Annotated in this window: 15 protein-coding genes and 1 pseudogene; 6 read left to right on the top strand and 10 right to left on the bottom strand. The window is 58.7% G+C overall.

Annotated features, from left to right (window positions below; translation table 11 throughout):
- Window positions 1-144: 144 nt before the first annotated feature.
- Together M728_RS28395 and M728_RS28390 are read left to right on the top strand one after the other, a co-directional pair.
- Window positions 145-609, top strand: a complete 465-nt coding sequence (locus M728_RS28395) for a very short patch repair endonuclease (protein ID WP_084044660.1) — start codon at window positions 145-147, stop codon at window positions 607-609.
- 69 nt (window positions 610-678) lie between these two features.
- Window positions 679-2,166, top strand: a complete 1,488-nt coding sequence (locus M728_RS28390; RefSeq protein ID WP_026622722.1) for a DNA cytosine methyltransferase — start codon at window positions 679-681, stop codon at window positions 2,164-2,166.
- On the opposite strand, the gene M728_RS28385 is transcribed toward M728_RS28390, so the two are convergent.
- From M728_RS28385 to M728_RS28375, 3 genes are all read right to left on the bottom strand, one after another.
- The gene (locus tag M728_RS28385; RefSeq protein ID WP_026622721.1) at window positions 2,163-3,149 is read right to left on the bottom strand and encodes a PD-(D/E)XK motif protein; all 987 of its coding nucleotides are present in this window, start codon (window positions 3,147-3,149) and stop codon (window positions 2,163-2,165) included. The genes M728_RS28390 and M728_RS28385 overlap by 4 nt on opposite strands.
- Window positions 3,142-5,268, bottom strand: a complete 2,127-nt coding sequence (locus M728_RS28380) for a Z1 domain-containing protein (RefSeq protein WP_245269808.1) — start codon at window positions 5,266-5,268, stop codon at window positions 3,142-3,144. The genes M728_RS28385 and M728_RS28380 overlap by 8 nt, the downstream gene beginning before the upstream one ends.
- 224 nt (window positions 5,269-5,492) lie before the next feature.
- A complete protein-coding gene (locus M728_RS28375) occupies window positions 5,493-7,523 on the bottom strand; it encodes an ATP-binding protein (RefSeq protein WP_026622719.1) in 2,031 nt (676 codons plus the stop codon).
- Between the two features lie 906 nt (window positions 7,524-8,429).
- Between M728_RS28375 and M728_RS28370 the strand changes: the two genes are divergently transcribed.
- From M728_RS28370 to M728_RS28360, 3 genes are all read left to right on the top strand, one after another.
- Window positions 8,430-9,347: a recombinase family protein gene (locus M728_RS28370; RefSeq protein WP_026622718.1), complete on the top strand. Its 918-nt coding sequence runs from the start codon at window positions 8,430-8,432 to the stop codon at window positions 9,345-9,347.
- Between the two features lie 188 nt (window positions 9,348-9,535).
- Window positions 9,536-9,790 carry a type II toxin-antitoxin system VapB family antitoxin gene (locus tag M728_RS28365; RefSeq protein WP_026622717.1) on the top strand — a complete coding sequence of 85 codons (255 nt, stop codon included), beginning with the start codon at window positions 9,536-9,538 and terminating at the stop codon, window positions 9,788-9,790.
- Entirely contained in the window at window positions 9,790-10,176 is a 387-nt protein-coding gene (locus tag M728_RS28360; protein WP_026622716.1) for a type II toxin-antitoxin system VapC family toxin, read from the top strand. The genes M728_RS28365 and M728_RS28360 overlap by 1 nt, the downstream gene beginning before the upstream one ends.
- Window positions 10,177-10,318: 142 nt before the next feature.
- Here M728_RS28360 and M728_RS28355 read toward each other — a convergent pair whose 3' ends face one another.
- The 3 genes from M728_RS28355 to M728_RS28345 all read right to left on the bottom strand — a co-directional run bounded on the left by M728_RS28355 (window position 10,319) and on the right by M728_RS28345 (window position 11,513).
- The gene (locus M728_RS28355) at window positions 10,319-10,417 is read right to left on the bottom strand and encodes a DUF2934 domain-containing protein (RefSeq protein ID WP_245269807.1); all 99 of its coding nucleotides are present in this window, start codon (window positions 10,415-10,417) and stop codon (window positions 10,319-10,321) included.
- Window positions 10,418-10,608: 191 nt separating this feature from the next.
- Window positions 10,609-11,127, bottom strand: coding sequence for an RES family NAD+ phosphorylase (locus M728_RS28350; RefSeq protein ID WP_026622715.1), 519 nt, complete (start codon window positions 11,125-11,127; stop codon window positions 10,609-10,611).
- On the bottom strand, window positions 11,124-11,513 hold the full coding sequence (locus M728_RS28345) for an antitoxin Xre/MbcA/ParS toxin-binding domain-containing protein (RefSeq protein ID WP_026622181.1): 390 nt from the start codon (window positions 11,511-11,513) through the stop codon (window positions 11,124-11,126). The genes M728_RS28350 and M728_RS28345 overlap by 4 nt, the downstream gene beginning before the upstream one ends.
- 277 nt (window positions 11,514-11,790) lie before the next feature.
- Here M728_RS28345 and M728_RS28340 point away from each other — a divergent pair.
- Window positions 11,791-12,153: pseudogene (locus tag M728_RS28340) on the top strand (integrase); the annotation flags it as partial.
- Here the strand turns inward: M728_RS28340 and M728_RS28335 are convergent.
- The 4 genes from M728_RS28335 to repA form a co-directional block, all read right to left on the bottom strand.
- Window positions 12,082-12,576 carry a hypothetical protein gene (locus M728_RS28335; RefSeq protein WP_245269759.1) on the bottom strand — a complete coding sequence of 165 codons (495 nt, stop codon included), beginning with the start codon at window positions 12,574-12,576 and terminating at the stop codon, window positions 12,082-12,084. The pseudogene M728_RS28340 and the gene M728_RS28335 sit on opposite strands and share 72 nt — an antisense overlap.
- Window positions 12,577-13,506: 930 nt before the next feature.
- Window positions 13,507-14,721, bottom strand: coding sequence for a plasmid replication protein RepC (gene repC, locus M728_RS28330; protein ID WP_026622182.1), 1,215 nt, complete (start codon window positions 14,719-14,721; stop codon window positions 13,507-13,509).
- Window positions 14,722-14,930: 209 nt separating this feature from the next.
- On the bottom strand, window positions 14,931-15,950 hold the full coding sequence (gene repB, locus M728_RS28325) for a plasmid partitioning protein RepB (RefSeq protein WP_026622183.1): 1,020 nt from the start codon (window positions 15,948-15,950) through the stop codon (window positions 14,931-14,933).
- On the bottom strand, window positions 15,947-17,209 hold the full coding sequence (repA, locus tag M728_RS28320; RefSeq protein WP_156943516.1) for a plasmid partitioning protein RepA: 1,263 nt from the start codon (window positions 17,207-17,209) through the stop codon (window positions 15,947-15,949). Before repA ends, repB begins: the two co-directional genes overlap by 4 nt.
- Window positions 17,210-17,230 lie beyond the last annotated feature (21 nt).

Here is a 17,230-nt window from a genome sequence, read left to right as displayed (position 1 = left end):
CGGAACAAAGGCGCGGCTTATCGGAATTGGCGCGTAGACCAGCGCAAAATTGGTCATCCGCAACGACGGGCTGTTTAAGGAGCGGACAAAGCCTGTAAATTTCGGTACGAAAATCAAACTTGTCTCTCGAATATTGGCCTGCTGATGTCCCCCGTAGAACAAAAATCACTCAGACTTAAGCGGCCGGATTTCGCGGATGTGCCGGAATCCCGACGCCGGAACATGTCAGCCATACGACCGCGGGACACCAAACCCGAACACATCGTACGCCAATTACTGCACCGGCTTGGCTACCGGTTCCGGCTTCACCGAAAGGATTTGCCCGGGCACCCCGATATTGTTTTCCCGGGCCGGTGGAAGGTGATTTTTGTGCATGGATGCTTCTGGCATCGCCATGGCTGCCGAAATTCAGTACTGCCCCGCACCCGGAGGGAATGGTGGGAAGCCAAGCTGCTTCGTAACCTGGAAAGAGACGAAGCTGCGCTTGCCAGGCTCCGAAAGCTGGGATGGTCGCCATTGGTCATATGGGAATGCGAAATTGGGGACAAGGAAGCTCTGGCGCAGGTGTTGCACAAGCATTTGGGGCCGCCGGGCTCCCGCACGGTTTAGATGTGCTACTTGAATGATAATAGTTGCGAGTCGCGCGGGCCGCGCCGGGCAAGAGGGTAAGACGACAAGATGAAAAAGGCCGCATCCGGCACCGGGACTTCTCCACTCCGCTATAAACTGGACAGACTTCGCCTGGGCGAGCCAGCACGCGTCCTCGATCTCTTTGCAGGTGCAGGCGGCATCAGTCTTGGCTTCCATCGAGCGGGCTTCGAGATAAAGGGAGCCGTTGAGATCGATCCTCTGGCGGCTCTCACCCACGCGAGAAACTTTCACGCACATTTAGAAGCAGACAAGTTTGGCGTGCATGCCCAGCCTCGGGATATGAGGATGGACCCGGCAGCTCTGGCAGAGGAACTCGAACTAGGCGACGTTGAACGTGCTATCGACGTACTTGTGGGCGGCCCTCCTTGCCAGGCTTATGCCCGGGTCGGCCGCGCCAAGCTGCGTGAAGTGGCAGATCACCCCGAGGCGTTCCGCGTTGACCCGAGAGGCAACCTTTACCTGCGCTATCTGGCATACGTCCGCGCGTTCTCCCCTCTCGCCGTTCTAATCGAGAATGTGCCCGACATCCTTCACTACGGCCACCACAATGTGGCAGAGGAGATTGTTGAGGCGCTCGACGACCTCGGCTACACGGCGCGATACTCGCTAATCAACTCGGCGTTTCATGGCGTGCCGCAGATGCGAGACCGCGTATATCTGATCGCCTACAGGCGCGAGCTCGGCTTAGATGTACGCTTCCCTAACGCAACCAATCATCTCAAGCTGCCACCAGGCTATGCCGGCACCCGTGCGGTGGCTCTGCGCTACGTGGATCGCCAGGGAATGTCAGGTTATGTCCCTCCGGACCTCGGCCATGATGGATTGGCTGCCCCGGTATCCGCCGAAGAGGCGATCGGAGATCTGGCACCTATCGGTGGTCGTTCCGTAAAGCGTGGCACCCGACGTTTCGATAAGCTCTCCACCTACCGCGACGACCGCCAGCCGTCAACGTACGCGATCAAGATGCGGAATTGGGCTGGCTTCGCGTCGGGCGAAGGCGTCTGGGACCATGTGATCCGATACCTGCCGCGGGACCACCTCACCTTCGCCGAAATGCGTCCGGGCGCAGAGTATCCTGAGGCTCATGCAACGGCGGCAAAAATCGTTGATCGAATGGCGTCAGAACGTGGCGTAAAGCAGGGAACGCAAGCGTACAACGAGCTATGGAATAGCATCGTCCCCCCGTACGACGTATCCAAATTTCCTAATCGCTGGTGGAAGCTCAGGCCAGAATTCCCGGTCCGCACCTTGATGGCTCATATCGGCAAGGATACCTACTCGCATATCCACTACGACGCTGCCCAGGCGCGGACGATCTCCGTTCGTGAAGCGGCTCGTCTCCAGTCCTTCCCGGATGGGTTCGCCTTCAGCGGAACCATGAACCCGGCTTTCCGCCAGATCGGCAACGCTGTGCCGCCCATGATGTCATTTGCCCTGGCCGAGGTGATCCATGAAGACCTCAGGACGGCCGCCAACACATTAATAGAAATGCAGCGATTGCAACGGCGGGGCTAACGGAGCCCCTGCGAAGCCCTAACCATCCCGATTACCTCGTCCACACCCAATGTCGGAAGATTGGCAAGGCTGACCGTATAGCGCACCGCCAGGACCCCAGAGGGTGGTCGGAACTCTTCGTTTAGACGCGGAAACTCATCATCAACGTCATAAAGCGCGGCCTCACGGAGATGAAAGCGGAGGAGCTCCCCAGACCTCCTCATTTCGTCCGACCAGTTGAGACGCGAGAGTTTGAGCAGGAAGTCGTCGACCGCGGCGGGGTCATCCCTGATTAAATCGATGACCTCATCAATCAGGGACGCAAGGGTGAGTGTCCCGCCGATAGACGCCTCAAGTTGCACCGACGCCAGCAAAAGACGACGACCGTCCGGCGCCCACAATTGATCCAGGCGAGAAATGTCGTGCTCGTGCCGGCTGGCGCGGGTGGTTTTCACCTCGAGATGAAGGTTCCCTGAAACAAAGTCATGGCGCTCACTCTCCGGCCCGCTCCAGAGCAACACGGCGCGCGCCCCGAGCGCATCGATCATAATTTTGGCAAGGACAATCAGCTCTCCGGCTAGGCCGACCTGGGTTGTCTGACTCATATACTGGCGCGTTGGACGCCAAGCCGACTGCCACTGCCTGATGATGGAAGCGACGGCAGCCCATGGTTCACGATTCTGAACAAGCACGGCCTCTACGACCTCCCTGCATACGGGAGTGAAGACGCGCTCATGAGGGGCTGTCGCTACCAGACCAAGGAACTGTCCCCCACTGGTGACACGATGCCGAACCATCAGACCGTTTAAGTCCGGGAACTCCTGGAATGATGGTCCCTCGGAGACTGGGACGAGCAGATGGAGATCGCCTTCAGCGTCCATGCCCATAAGGATGGCCGTCTCTTCACCCCGGTAGTGAAGGCCACGCGTCACCAGCCCATCATGCGAAATCGGACGTCTAGACCTCAGCTCCGCCCAGGCCTCCGGGTTTGGCCCCTCAGCCATCCGCCACCCCCCGATTGACGATACTGGTGCTTGCGCCGTCAGACGTTCGAGGCAAGCTTAGGGCCACGGCGATCACAGCGTCTATCTCACCGACGCCGAGGGAGGCCGGGTCAAGCGGATACACGATAAGTAGCCCCTCGGTCGGGGGGCGAGCAGCGCGCATGGACTCCGCGTCGTAATTGCCATTCCGTCGGCGGTAGGCATCGGGGCCACCCGGCAAATCGACTCCCTCATGCCGTGGGTCAATCAAAATCCCGATGCTCTCGGAACTTGTACGAGTTCTGGTAACCACCCCGGTTAACAGCCCGCCAATCTTTGTATCAGCACCTTCCCGGGAACCGGCGACAAACACTGACCAATTCACCAGCTCCCCTGCCCCGGCACGCTCGCTGATCCAATCCGCCAACTCATGACCGCGAAACGCAATCACCTCGTCATGCGTGCGATACAGGCGCAGGTAATCGCAAATAATTTCAGGAGGGACATCCTGAAGCAGCCAGCCGCCAGCAATTTGCCGCCCGCCTCCGATATTGCTTATAAGACGCTCGGTCAGCAGCCGGTTATCGACCAAGCGATCCGGGTTGCCAAGGGGTAGCATAACAGTCTGTGGGTGCTCGCCGGACCAGGAGTCCTGGACTTCCGTCGAAAGTCCTGACTTATTGCGGGCTGTCAGCAATAGACCGCTATGTGCCCGTAGGCGAATTGCCATTTCATCCGGTCGGCGGCCAGCATGCGCCAGAGAACGAAGAGAGTCTCTCAAGGATTGTTCGACGAGCGCGAGCTCCGTAAACCATAATGCAATGCCGTCTGTAGTCCAGATGCGGACAAGATCTTCGTAACCGGTTCGGAACCCGTACCAGCGCGCCATCTGCAATAGTGTGTCCACCATGTTGGTGGTCCGCAGAAAGTACGAGACCGTCAGCCCTTCGAGGGTAAGACCACGAGACAGTCTGTTGCCCCCAACCGCAACGAGATGCCGTCCGGGATGGAGGTCGTACTCAAGATTTTCTCCAGCGACGCTGTTGAGTTCGAGGATCTCCAGTCCGCCCATCACCCGACAGGCACGCGCGATTATCTCTGACTCATCAGCCGGAAGCTCTACGCCTGCGAGATGGCTCCTGATAATTCCGCGAAAGAGACCGTCCAGGCTCTGTCCTTGCTGAAGCGCACCCTGCCAGATGTCGCGCTGATCCTTCAAAGCGCCTGCGATACGAGCCTGGTCAGCCGTCCGCGAACTGACATGCACCAGCATTGTGTGCGGTTGACCTACAAGGCCGGGGCGGAGCTCCCGGACGGCACCGGCTAGGCAAAACGTGAGAAAGGCATCCGAAAGCGAGGTCGGGATCAAGTTTTCGGCAGGGCCAACAACGAGACCCGCGCTCCGGCGCCTGCCGGTGGTGCGCAAACGTTGAACGTCGTCTTCCGGCACCGGCCTTAACACGTCGCGCCCCTGTGCCGCGACGCCAAAGAGCTCTTCGGTTCCTGTGTATCCATCCGGTCTCGGCAGCTGGAGAGCGAAGTCGCGCGGGAACAGGTCTTCTCCCGCCTCGCTATCAAGCGCTTGAGGATTTATGAATATGTTGGCGAACGGGGTCGCGGTGTACGCGACGTAGCTGACCCGGGGCAAAATTCTCAGAATAGTGCGGATCAACCTGTTCGTCGGCGAAGGAGCAGAAGCCTTGTCGCTGGCATCGTCCTCATCGCTGATTGCCGGGTCACGGTTGCCCCGCGTGTTGATTGATGCTTGATCCGCCTCGTCGTCTATTATGAGCGCCGGAAGGTCCCCGACGCGTGCGCCTGCCGCCTGGAGGAACTCGATTAGCTTGGCAAGGATGTGTGTGTTCTTCTTGATGACCGCCAGAAAGGCCCCGCCCCGCTGGAGAATTGCGGCATCGGTAGGCACAAAATCCGCGTTGCGACCGGTCAACAACGTCCAACCCACTGCCTCCCAGCTCTCTTCGGACAGTCCGACCAGTTCCCGCTCAAGGCGCACCTGGGTCTGATTGCGCAGGGAATCGTGGATCCCCGATAGCACGATGATAAGGCGATATCCGGCGTCTACAGCCCGCGCCGCCACAGCGGTGTAGTTTGCGGTCTTCCCGCTCTGCACGTATCCCACGACAAGGCCACGCCCACTGAAGAAGCCATTCGAAAGTGGATCCCGCAGATGCCGAAGGACACGGAAGGATTCTGCTTCAAGCGACGCGACCTGATCCGGCTTCCAGCGTCGGTTGCTCAGCAGTAAATTCTCCAGCCGGCTCCATGTTGGCCAAGAGGTTCCTGAGAGTCGGTCCACCCAGCTCGGCGCTGATGGAGGTGTCGCGAGTATACGGAGGTTAGGCATCAGCGCTCGCTTGAATCTAGCAGTAGTGCCTGTACCCCCTTCTCGTCGAGCACCGCCAGGAACGCCGCGAGGTCGCCCGTCGCATCCGGATCATTGGCAAGGCGCTTTGCGAGTGCCGCGAGCGCTGGCAGACGATCACTTACCTGCAGATCGCGTCCACCAGTCAAATTCTGGGCCACTTTCCACGCGAAACGGTCCGTCGTCACAGGCCTGTAGCTCACTGTGGGCGTCGCCGTCACAGTAGGCGGCGGAGATGCTGGCCGCGCTGAAATTGCCCCGCTTTGCGTGGCTAGAGGCATTCCGCTCGTCGAAGGCCGCTGCGCCGGAACAGGTGCAGGAACAAATGGTGCTCCCATCTGCCTGGCTGCGGGCGGCGGCGTGGTTTCTTTCTTGTATTTCGCCTTGCTCGCGTTACGGGCTGGGATCGCTAGCTTCTTGATCTCGTCCTGAATAAATGTCGGAAGGCTTACGGAACGCTTGGTAATGTTGATGTGAAAGGCATCATCAAGCTTTGTGCCGAAGAAGGAGACGATCACCCTGGCGAGCTTAGTCTTCTCGTCAGACGTTGACCACATCTGGTGCCACCCGCCCCACTTGATCAGGCGATCATTTCTGTAAATGAAAAGACCCTGCGACTCATTGCGTTTTCCATAAAGCCCTACGTGCTGCAGCACTTCATTTACGATCTGAGGCCCCTCGGCTTTATGGTGCTGCTTGATCTGATCTTCCGAAGGAAGGACAAATGGCTGCACCGTAATGGTCTCGTCGCCTGAGCTTGTCGGCATTCGAATTGACTTTACGTCGTAAGGCCCCGCCAGCGGGTGTCCCACGGGGTTATTGGGTCGAACCTCCACTCCGTTGATCCGGATTGTCACCTTCTTCCGGTTCTTTGCATCCCCCTCAAGGAAGCGATGAAAGACCAGACCAAGGTGTCGCTCGAGCTCCATGACCTCGGATGAATATGGGGATACCCCCTGCACGGACGGAGCTGCGGCGGGCGGCGTCATGTCCTTCCAAAGGACGACCGTACCCTGTTCTCCTAATGTGGTGGACTCACGTTCCCATTCCTCCAGCGGCGCGTCGCTCGGCTCCCAGTCCCCAAGTTTCTCAATATCCCAGCTGAGATGGCTGATGGAACCACCCCGACGACGAGTAACCACCGTAAAGATGCGTGCTTGCGACCAGGAGGCGCCTTTAAGACCAAAGCCGAACTTGCCGAGGCTGTTCGACTCGTATTCGACTTCGCTCCCCAGGGTCATTGCCTCGTCGAGCTCTCGCCCCGACATACCATGACCATTATCCCGGAGCGTCAGCCAACGCCCGTTCCCGCCGTTCGGAGGTTCGAACACAATGTCAATCTCGGTCGCGTCGGCGCTGATTGAATTGTCGACAAGATCTGCGACCGCGCTCGGAAGGGTATGTCCTGTCCTTGCAATAATCTCTGCCAAACGCTTGGGGCGGGGCGGCAACCGCTTTCGACCCGCGACACTTCCACCTGCGTTGTTCATTGGTTCAACTGTTTCCCTGTCTCTCCCGAACATTTCAGGTCGGGCTTCACTCAGTAGGCACTGCACACGGGAACCTTCTTCCCCATGCAGTGCGATCATTCCTGCCCGTGTCAGCTCCGCAGTAGCGCCATCTGACAGAACGCCGGTCGTCACCTCATCATCTGCGGGGAACACCGCCCAGGCACCGGTCGCCGGCGTGGCGCCCGCGTCGACCTCCATGGCGAACAGGCATCCTGGTTCCACAAAATCGTAAATTTTGTCCCTTGGGCAATTGCCCTCGAATCGCCAGTTCTTTGCCTGGCGGGTGAGCCACTGCGGTTTCACAGCGATACCGGAATCCGTGTCATACCGGAGTTCCAGCGGTATGCGGTCTGTATCCAGTGCTGTCGGGAAAACCCGGTCTACAACCGAGCCATCGAAGTTAATCGCGCGCTGCTTCGAGCCTTCCTTGCCCTGACGCCGGTACTCATGGAACATGCCGAGTTCACTATGGGTCAGGACCCGCAAGATCAGAAACTTCATGATGTCAAATTTTGAGCAGAGAGCGAGATGCGTCCCTTCATTCGCCCGATCCTTGGTAACAACTTAGACTTTCAGGTAAACATGACGTTTAACCGTAAGAAACTCAAGCCCTGAGGCATCGGCACACAGTCAGATCTGCCCGCCATACACCAGATTTGGCGAGGCTTTCATCGCATCATCAATGTGTGCTCTCCGGGTTCGCTGATCGGGAGAATAGACGCGGAGGTCAGCGTGCGCCAGTGGCCGTGCGGGGCAAAGCCGCGCAGGCGCTTGCCTCGCGGCCCCCGGGTTTTGGAATCGCAAACCGCAAATGTCAGCCGCCCTGGGTGACCGGAAACACCCTTGTTTCTGGATAAGGAATTCATTAATCATTAACCATATGAAACAACGACTGAATTCTCGTATACGGAAGCTAAATCGACATATATTTCCGTCATGCAGACGACAACTTCCGCAGTCCATCACTATCGATAGGGCCCCAAGTATCGACAGTGATCGTTCTGGCGCCGCAAAGCGGTTATGTCGGTCGTCCTGGATGAGCGAAAACTCCCAGTTTTCCGGCCTTTCCAGCCGATTTCGACCGGCTTGACCGGACTCACCCAAGCAGAATTCGACGGCCGCCGGCGGTGCGCATGGCCCCTCCGCTTTTCCGATTTGAGCTCCGGTGCCCTTCAGCAAGCTCCATCTCTCGAAGGCCATCTCCAAGACCGCTGCTTTTCCGGCATTTCCGCCACAGACGCCCGCTGGCGCGCGTTTGCCACTGTGGACGCTCCGTTGCTCGTCTCAGGTGAGAATTCGAGTCTGGCGAGCCGCTATTCGATGCCTAAAACACGCTTGCAACTGACCAATTTCTCACGCATTCCTTATCTGTACAAATCACCGCGAAACGGGGCCGTTAAAAGCGCGATGGCGAAGCGACAAAGAGTTAACGTCCAACAGCCTCTAAGGCGGCTGATCGGCTATGCCCGCGTCTCGACGGAGGACCAGGTCCACGATGCCCAGATGGACGAGCTGCGGGCCGCCGGCTGCGATCGGATCTATCAGGAGCATGGCTCCGGGGCATCACGGACCCGGCCAGTTTTGACCCGGCTGCTCGGAGAGCTCACCGCAGGAGACGTCCTCGTCGTCGTCCGCCTCGATCGGCTGGCCCGATCGGTGAGCCATCTCCTGCAGGTGATCGAGGATCTTGAAGAGCGTGGCGTGCATTTTCGCTCGATCCGCGATCCGATCGACACCTCGACGCCACAGGGGATGTTCTCCCTCCAGGTTCTCGGCGCGGTCGCTCAGCTTGAGAGAGCGCTGATCGCCGAGCGCACGAAGGCCGGCATCAAGGCGGCGAGGGCGCGCGGCAAGCTTCCGGGAAACCCCGGGCTGCGAGAACGGCGACCGGAGGCGATCAAGGCAGTCTCCAAGGCACGCGAGAAACTCTATCTCGATGAGCTTATTGCATCCGCGCAGACGTGGCTGCCGATGGTGCGGCAACTGCGGCCTCAGCACAGTTGGGACAATGTCGTGCGCGTGCTCAATCGCCGCGGTCACGACTGGACCGTCGAGCGCCTTCGTCGCGCCGTTCATCGCCTGGTCCGCGAAAAGCTCGCTGAAAAGGAACTTCTGGCCCGGTCCCCTCGCCGCGCTGCCGAGGACCATCTGATGAAGCTGGTGGCGGCGATCGCCATTGCCGATCCCGATCTGTCGCTTCGCGACATTGCCGCGCAACTGGACCAGATGGGAGAACGGCCTGCGCGAGGCGGCAAAAAATGGCAGCCCTCCTCCGTCCGGGACCTGCTGGACGAAGCCCACCGGTTTGGCCTCATCCGCCGCTGAGGGCACGGTTCATCAGGCAGAGTCCGCCGATCTTCGCCAGTAACAAATCGTTTAAATGCAGTGGATTGCGATCCGCATCCCGGAATACTGACGTGACAAAGTAAGGCCCAAGGCGCTTGGCATTGCGAATGGCAGCAGCTATATTGCGAAGGTAGAATATTGACGATTAGGAACCTCGGACGACAAAGATGGCCCTGAGTATCAAAGACCACGACACCGAGCAGCTTGCCCGTACCCTTGCCGAACGTACCGGCGAAAGCATCACATTAGCAACCAAACGCGCGCTCGAAGAGCGCCTGCGTCGGCTTGGCTCTGACATGCGGAAAGCCGCTCTGCTCGAAGATCTCGAAGCTATCCAGCGACGCTGGAACGCCTTGCCTGTCCTGGACAACCGCACAGCCGACGAGATCCTCGGTTACGACGAAAACGGACTTCCATCCTGATGGTCATCGACACCTCCGTGCTTGCCGCAATCGCCTTCAATGAGCCGGAAGCGACGGCTTTCCGCTCGCGCATTGCGGACGATCCCGTCCGACTCATCTCCGCTGCGACCGTCCTTGAGGCTGCCATGGTGATCGAGACGCGACTTGGGGAGGCTGCAGGCGCAGATCTCGACCTCTGGCTTTACAAGGCGGACGTCGAAATCGTCCCTGTCACAGCCGAACATGCTGATCGCGCGCGGCGCGCCTGGCGTCGCTATGGCAAAGGCCGTCATCCGGCAGCCCTGAACTACGGCGACTGTTTTTCCTATGCTCTTGCTGCGCTGACTGGGGAACCGCTCCTCTACAAGGGCAATGATTTTTTGCAAACCGACATCAAAGCGGCGTGAAGATATTGGCAGCTGGCGCAAGGTGACGCATGCATCAGCACGACGAAAGCACGGCGATGGCCAAAATTGAAGCCGTCGACATCGTCCTGAAACGGGCCGAAGCGCTCGACGCATCTTTGTGGACTGAAACTCTTGCGTAGCCTCAAGCCAGTGCTTCAGGCCGGTCTCCCTCCGGTCGTCCTGCCCTCTCCCACAGCTCATAGGCGCGTTTCCTGATCAGCTCTTCGTTGTCCGTTTTCATGGCAAACGCTCCTTATCAGCTATGGTGGAAAAATGACGGTGGGCGGCGGTGAAGCCTGGCTTCGTGTCGAACAAAAACTCTAGGTCCAAGGCTGCATTACACGCAACCGACCTCGCTCGTTGCACGACCGTTTGCCGCAACTGAAGTCGCACAAACGCTTCAGCCGAGTGAAAACTGGTCGCGCACGCCAATTACCTCCAGGACAGCTGATCATTGGGCAGCCGGCCGCTAGGATCGTTCACGATTACCCGATGCGGGAGGTCCGGTCCCCACGTCCATAGGACAAGGTTTCTATCATCCTCATCAGCGCCCGGCGCAAAGCTCGGCACCAGAATGCCGACGGTGCCACGCGAGCTCAGCCGATCACAAATCGCCCAGGAGGCGGGCCGCCTCCCTTCCGCAAGGGCTGTGGCCCAGCTGCAGGCCATCTCCTCCATCGAGACGGAAAATGCACTCCTCCCCTCCTCCGTGGTCAGGTCGGCCACATCCTCGCAATCGATATCGTACGAGCAGAGCACGCAGGGATCGATGCGATGCGCGAAGCCCTGATTGGCCTCCTTGACCGCCGTCATGATGCTGAGCGCGAGGTAGAGCGCCGGCACACCTTTCGGATTGAAGCGTGCGCCCCTGATGGCGGCGCCATCTCCCGACGTCGGTTTGAATGCCCAGCGTGGATCATGTGCTCGGTAGCAGGTCTCAACGAACCTCAAGCAAAGCCCCCAAGGGCCATATGATCGAGGTAATCTCGGACAGCTGCCGCCTTGCCGTCCTTCACCAGCGACTCCGCCGTGCGGCCGCCAAAAGCCGGGAGTGGCTGGGCGCGATACCACGCCATGGCCTGCTCCTTGCCCCCGGCCCAATCGGTGACCCGGCTGATGATTTCAAGCATTTCGCGAAGACGGTTCTGCGTCCTTGTTCCGCGGCTGCGCTCCAGGCGGTAAAGCGTTTCGCGGGCGAGACCGGCCGTTTCGGCCAGCTGCGTTTTCGACATGCCGAAGCCGTCTGCGACCTGCTGAACAGCAATCTTTCCGCCCTTGTCCATGTAGGACAGGATCAGCGGTCCGCCATCGTTGTGGATCTTTTGAGCCTGAACCATCTTTCCGCCATATCCATAAACACATTTCTTGTACAAAATATATGGGGAAGCTGCGACCTCCGCAAGCCTCAGCCATTCGATTACTTTCCCGGCAAACTCGCGATAAAACGGTCGACTGAGTTCAGGTCATAGCGGTGGGCCCTTGGTCTGGCCAGGCGCTCCGCCCGATATCTCGCGTGGTAGAAGCCCAATTCACCTTCGCCGGCATAGATCTGGCAAGCGCTTCGTATCAGGCATGCAGCGAAGTCTGGAGCCGCTCATGAACAACGGAGTTCGCGCGCTGCTTCTCACCGCCTTCGCTTCCGGGGCCGTCGTCGGTCAGAAGTGGCGGGATTGCTTGTCGAGAGATCTCGTTGATGAGGAACCGGTGCGCACCGACCCGGCCGACCAGTGAGCGCCTTGAAACGTTGGCTGGCGAAAGGCGGGATCAAGGAAGGGCATATTTCGGAGCATCGATCAGTGGAGCAACGTCGACTGGCGGGCGCTGACGCCGCAATCGGTCAACCTGATCCTCAAGGCCCGAGCCAAGCAAGTCGGGCTCGACCCGACGCTGGTTTCCACGCGCAGGCTAAGATCCGGCTACCGGACAGAGGCCGCTAACCGCGGCATTTCCCTGCCCGAAGCGATGCAGCAGTCGGTGACTACGCGCCGAAGAATTCATCGGCTCGCCTCTCAACGACTGCCATTCGTCCGGTTCCGCTTCCGCCTCCGATGTATCGTTCCGGTCCGCGGCCAATATTGCCCTCCCCCAGCCTTCAGCACGCTGCATCAGCAACGCCATCTCTCCCCTAAAGCGATGCGAGCGTTGAAGGTCGGCGGCGTGCTCGGCGTTCTGGCGGGGATCGTAGAACACGGCGATCGCCTCGCCGGCTGCCTGTCGTGCCGCTTCCAACTGTTCTTTCAAGCTTTCTAGCTCGGCTTTCGCGGCAAAATACTGTCTCATCACCGCCACGAGCTCGCGGTCACTGCCACTGACTTCCACGATCCCTCCTCCTTGGAATTCCTTATCGCCGAATTGATCGATAACAATGGCAAAATCGGGATAGAGTTCCTGCGAAAACAACAAAAGCCCGGCGCGGAGGAGGCGCTATCGCACAGCGCGGCACCAATGTCCCCGCATCGATGGCAACAAGAATGGGCGTGAGCTCAACCTTCTGTATTCCCTCGATCTAGGCATACTTGACATTCGCGTGCTTTACCTGGGCCGCCAGCTCATCCTCAACAAACGCGGCTATTGCGACCGGCTCCCATGGTGACGGCTGAAGACGCTTGGGAGGAATGGACCCTCGACAGACCCGGCTTTATACGGATACGGCGGAGTTGATTTTCGTCAACGCATATAGCCGCCCGGCCGACGTGGTCTCAGCACCCCAGCGACCCGCAGTGGCTGTCCGCCTGAACGTCCTCGTCGACGCTGCAGACATGAAAGCTGGACGAGAAAACCTCTATATCAATCCCACTCTTCTGGAACTGCTGACCGGAACTGACCGTCAGGGACAGCGCCGGCTCGTGGCCGCGCCGGCGTCTTCCGATCTAGGGGCTCAAGGAGATGGGGTCTGTCAGAATAGCCCTTGGATGCCTTGCGCCCGAACGAACATATTGATCGTGGGTGCTTTCCAAACCGACCTCCTCATTCGCCATGACCAGGTCGCCGTTTGGCCGTGGGCCATGGCCTATCAACTTGTGAGCTTCAATCGGCCGATGCTGATCTCGACAAGGAGCCTTCCACTGCGCCAAATCCCCTCCCGCTACTAGATCAAGCAGAAGAAGAAACTCCTCCCGCCAAAACCTGTCAGCTGACAGGGTTTTGGCACGGCCGTGAGAACCCCCGGCCGTCGAGCACGAGAGTGATACGCCATAGAACATCGTGATGTGGGAACCTTCATCGTCAGGCGAACCATGGCGTCACATCATCGCGATGCCGATTGAATTAAAGGGAGGCCAAACCCCAGAATCCTGTCAGCTGACAGGATTCTCCGACGGAAGCTCCGCCTTATCCAACTCGCTGCTTCTCGCCTCCATTCCCTCTTAACAGCGCCATCAACATCGGGCCGAGCGAAAACTCTCCCCTCGCCGCCCTACGCGTCAGGTCTCGGAGATATCCTCCAGGCGAGTTGATGTGCCCTTGCCGCTCAAGGATACAAGCGACCGCTACGGCAGCGTTTTCCGACCCCATCACCTCGCAGGCCTCTTGGTAGGCCGATGGGCTCACCGCCAGCATCGAACGAACGACGACCGCGGCCGACATCATGTCGCGCCAGCCACTAATCGCGCCACCTGGTCCGTACATTCCGATTTCAGGGCACGCCCTCAACACCATACTAAGCGGAAAACTCCGGATCGGCTCTCGCTTCGTTCCATCATCATCCACCGGCTTCGCCCCCTGCTCGTTTCTAGAGCTAGGTTCAAATTCATGGATGGATTCGGTTTTTGAATTCTGTATATGGCGCTCATTATGAGCAGCATTGGTGCTAGTATTTTTGTCTTTTTGTTGTGCTTCCAAGATGTTGACGATCTCTCGCTGCAAGAGTTCCATCTCGTCCAGTACCAACTCGACGTCGCTGAGCGTCGGGGAGCGCGGAAGCCTGCTGACAAGACCTATATAAACCGCTTCGATGGTTTCCCAATCGCCAGCCGCGCCTTCCTCAATCGCGGCAGTAATGAGCTTGCGGACGTCGCGACGGCAGATCGTCAAGCTCTCCCTCGCTATGCGAAAGGCTGCTCGTTCGGCAGCAACCTGCTGCGCCATGCCGGCGAGTTCTTCGGCACGCAACAGAAGCGGTGAGATGTCGAAGCCAAATGCGCTTTCAATCTCGCCTGCCCTGTCTTTCCGGGCGTAGCGCTTGCCGTTGGCACTATCCTTGCGCACGATTAGGCCTGCTTCGACAAGCAGAGCAAGATGTCTGCGGAGCGTCGCGCCGGCGATGCCATGCGCTCGGAGTGTCAGCTGCGCATTTGATGGGAAGACAATCAGCTGCGCGTCCTGGCGCAGCTCATTCTCAGGATAGAAACTCAAAAGCGCGTCGAGCACAGCCAGGCTGCGGTCCTGCAGTCCAAGCAGTTCCCTTGCTTCCGAGGCGTCGCGGAAGACTTTCCACTTGTCTGCCGACTTGCCGGGCTTGATCTCGGCCGTCGCAATCTGTCGCCGAACCAAGGCAAGCGTCATCGGCCGTCGCCCGAAGGGCGTCGTCACATTCCCACTCTGCATTTTCCTTCACCTCTCAGAAGGCAAAAGAAGTCCGCTCACCAAAATTCGGTGCCAATGACTCTTGACGGGGATTCGTGGAAATGCGATTCTCAGATTGTCCAGATATGAGAGAGGCTTCCACGACGGCAACGTTTGGGGGGCCTTTTTCTTTTGCGGGTATTCCTTTCGTGTTCCTGTATTCGACGGCGACCCTGACAGCTGTAGGAGTTCTAATTTTCACGCTGCCGAGAGAAGCGTTCAATGAGCGCGGGGAGCTCGTCCCCAACGAATTTCACAAACTCGACACCAAGAGGCCCGTCTGCCGAAATTCGGACTTCCTTGGGCGAGATCTTCCAGGCACCAAGTTTGCGGCCACTGGCATCCGAGATTGCCGTACTGTCCTGATCCACCTTGCTCGACGGCTTTATGGCTTCGAGAGCTCGCTGGAAGCGTTGATCGGACACTGACGACCGTTCACGCGCTTCCGATAGGACCTGGCGGGCCGTTGAAAGAGATTCCGGGTCGTTGGCTATCGTTTTCGAAAACTCAAGCCAGCGCGGCCTACCTATCTTGGGCGCGCGACCAATTGCTTCAATCACGTCGATAGGAACCGATCGATAGACGCTGCGCATCTTGGCGAGTTCTGCGTCATCGATCGACAGCGCCGCGTATATGTCACGGGGTTTGATTCCCGCGTCATCCATTCGTGATGCGAACAGAGCTCGCTCGATCCATGTGAGATCCTGCCGGCTCGCATTCTCAATGCCCTGCGCAACGACGAGGTCCAGATCTGAAATCTCAACTTCGATCGCGCGAACGGGCTTGCCGAGTTGCTTGGCAGCAAGCCACCGTCGATGACCATAAACGATCTGGTAGCGACCAGGGGAGGAGGGGTGTTTTCGAACCTGGACCGGAACCTTTTGTCCCTCGGTCTCAATCGAACGCTTGAATGCCTCAAAGCCTGCCGCGTCATCGTCCGGCAGTCTGTCCGGATAAGGGGAGGGGTCGATCAGAGAGGGATCCAGCTCTCGAATCGCACCGCCGCCCGACTCTACGAGTGCCTTCAACAGATCTCGCTCCGTTCGGATCTCCTCGATTGCGCGGTGTGTGGCACCTATAACGCCGGCACCAACACGCGGCGCCGGGGCAGGGGGGGCAGCTTGCTGCTGATCGTCTGGAAGCTTGCTCTCCAGTTCTGCAGACAGCATCCCGAAACTGGCGACAATCGATTTGCGAGAAGACTTGCTCATGTCCGCCCCCAGCTGTCGTTGATAAGGCGGATGATCGCTTCATTGACCGCGTCCACAGCTTCACGCGCGCGCTTGTGGGTATCCCGGCCGATCTGACCCATTTCAAGCTCGTATATCGAACGCTTGGCCAGGCCCGCTGCTTCGACGGCTGTGCTTTCGATGGCAGTGGGCAATAGGACATCGGTCCCGAACATGTGCCGCAGCATTGCAACGACTTGAGACTGCGGCGCATCGTTGGGATCATGCCGTGTCACCAGATATCGGATGAAGTCCTGATCCAGTTGAGCTCCGCTCTCATTCAGAACGCTAATCAGATCGCCCATCATCAGAAGGAACTGGCTCATCGACGCCACGTCCAGCATGGCAGGGTGCACCGTTATGATCATGCTGGTCGCCGCATATATCGCGCTCAGCGTCAGAAAGCCGAGCGACGGCGGGGTGTCCAGGATCACGACGTCGTAGTCAGCTTCCACTTCCGAAAGAGCGACTTTCAATCTCTCGAAGAAGATCGCGCCGGTGCCCGACTTGTTCGCCAAGACGCGGGGAGTCTCATGCTCATACTCCATCACTTCGAGGTTGCCGGGAATTAGATCGATCCCCTCGAAATAGGTCTTGCGAATGATGTCGCGAATCGGGCGACGCTCGGCTTCGTCGTATCGCAAGGCGGCGTAGATGGTTTCATTCGAACCAACGTCTACCTCTGGCTGGGCGCCGAACATGGCTGACAGGGATGCCTGAGGGTCCAAGTCGAGCGCGAGAACACGATAGCCTTGAAGAGCCAGGTAGTGAGAGAGGTGGATGCAGGTCGTGGTCTTTGCGCTACCGCCCTTGAAATTGGCAATGGCAAGAACCTGGAGATGCTCGCCGGCACGTCGGCGGGGGAAAAACCGCAGGGCTTCCGCCGGCTTCTGCTTAGCGAACAGCTCGCGCAACTCATTGATCTGAGCCAGGGTGTAAACGCGATGATTGTTCTCAAGCCTGCTCGGGACCGGTCCACGCCCTTCGATGGACATGAGCTTCAGCGTGGAATCGGGTATAGACGTCAGCTTCGACACTTCGTTCGTCAAAAACTGACGAAGTGTTTTCTCCGACTTAGGAGGATACATGCGAGTTCTGAGCTGCTGCAATTGCGCTGACAGGAGCCCTGCGTGGCGCGTGATTTTGCTGCCCGCATCTTCCTTAGTTCCAACAACTGATTCCACTCGGTTCGCTATCGCCATCTGTTCCTCTTGGCGGTCTACTGCCGGTTTACCGACCATTGCCCGCCAGAGATAGAACAC

This window comes from Ensifer sp. WSM1721, from assembly GCF_000513895.2.
Lineage (GTDB): Bacteria > Pseudomonadota > Alphaproteobacteria > Rhizobiales > Rhizobiaceae > Sinorhizobium.
Note: the sequence above shows the minus strand (reverse complement) of the source record. Positions and strands in the feature narration are given on the sequence as shown.

Coding starts and splice junctions, on each gene's coding strand:
- M728_RS28355 (WP_245269807.1), bottom strand. CDS start 10,417: ATGAAAACGGACAACGAAGAGCTGATCAGGAAACGCGCCTATGAGCTG.
- M728_RS28390 (WP_026622722.1), top strand. CDS start 679: ATGAAAAAGGCCGCATCCGGCACCGGGACTTCTCCACTCCGCTATAAA.
- repC (WP_026622182.1), bottom strand. CDS start 14,721: ATGCAGAGTGGGAATGTGACGACGCCCTTCGGGCGACGGCCGATGACG.
- M728_RS28345 (WP_026622181.1), bottom strand. CDS start 11,513: ATGGTTCAGGCTCAAAAGATCCACAACGATGGCGGACCGCTGATCCTG.
- M728_RS28360 (WP_026622716.1), top strand. CDS start 9,790: ATGGTCATCGACACCTCCGTGCTTGCCGCAATCGCCTTCAATGAGCCG.
- M728_RS28375 (WP_026622719.1), bottom strand. CDS start 7,523: ATGAAGTTTCTGATCTTGCGGGTCCTGACCCATAGTGAACTCGGCATG.
- M728_RS28365 (WP_026622717.1), top strand. CDS start 9,536: ATGGCCCTGAGTATCAAAGACCACGACACCGAGCAGCTTGCCCGTACC.
- repB (WP_026622183.1), bottom strand. CDS start 15,950: ATGAGCAAGTCTTCTCGCAAATCGATTGTCGCCAGTTTCGGGATGCTG.
- M728_RS28395 (WP_084044660.1), top strand. CDS start 145: ATGTCCCCCGTAGAACAAAAATCACTCAGACTTAAGCGGCCGGATTTC.
- M728_RS28370 (WP_026622718.1), top strand. CDS start 8,430: ATGGCGAAGCGACAAAGAGTTAACGTCCAACAGCCTCTAAGGCGGCTG.
- M728_RS28385 (WP_026622721.1), bottom strand. CDS start 3,149: ATGGCTGAGGGGCCAAACCCGGAGGCCTGGGCGGAGCTGAGGTCTAGA.
- repA (WP_156943516.1), bottom strand. CDS start 17,209: ATGGTCGGTAAACCGGCAGTAGACCGCCAAGAGGAACAGATGGCGATA.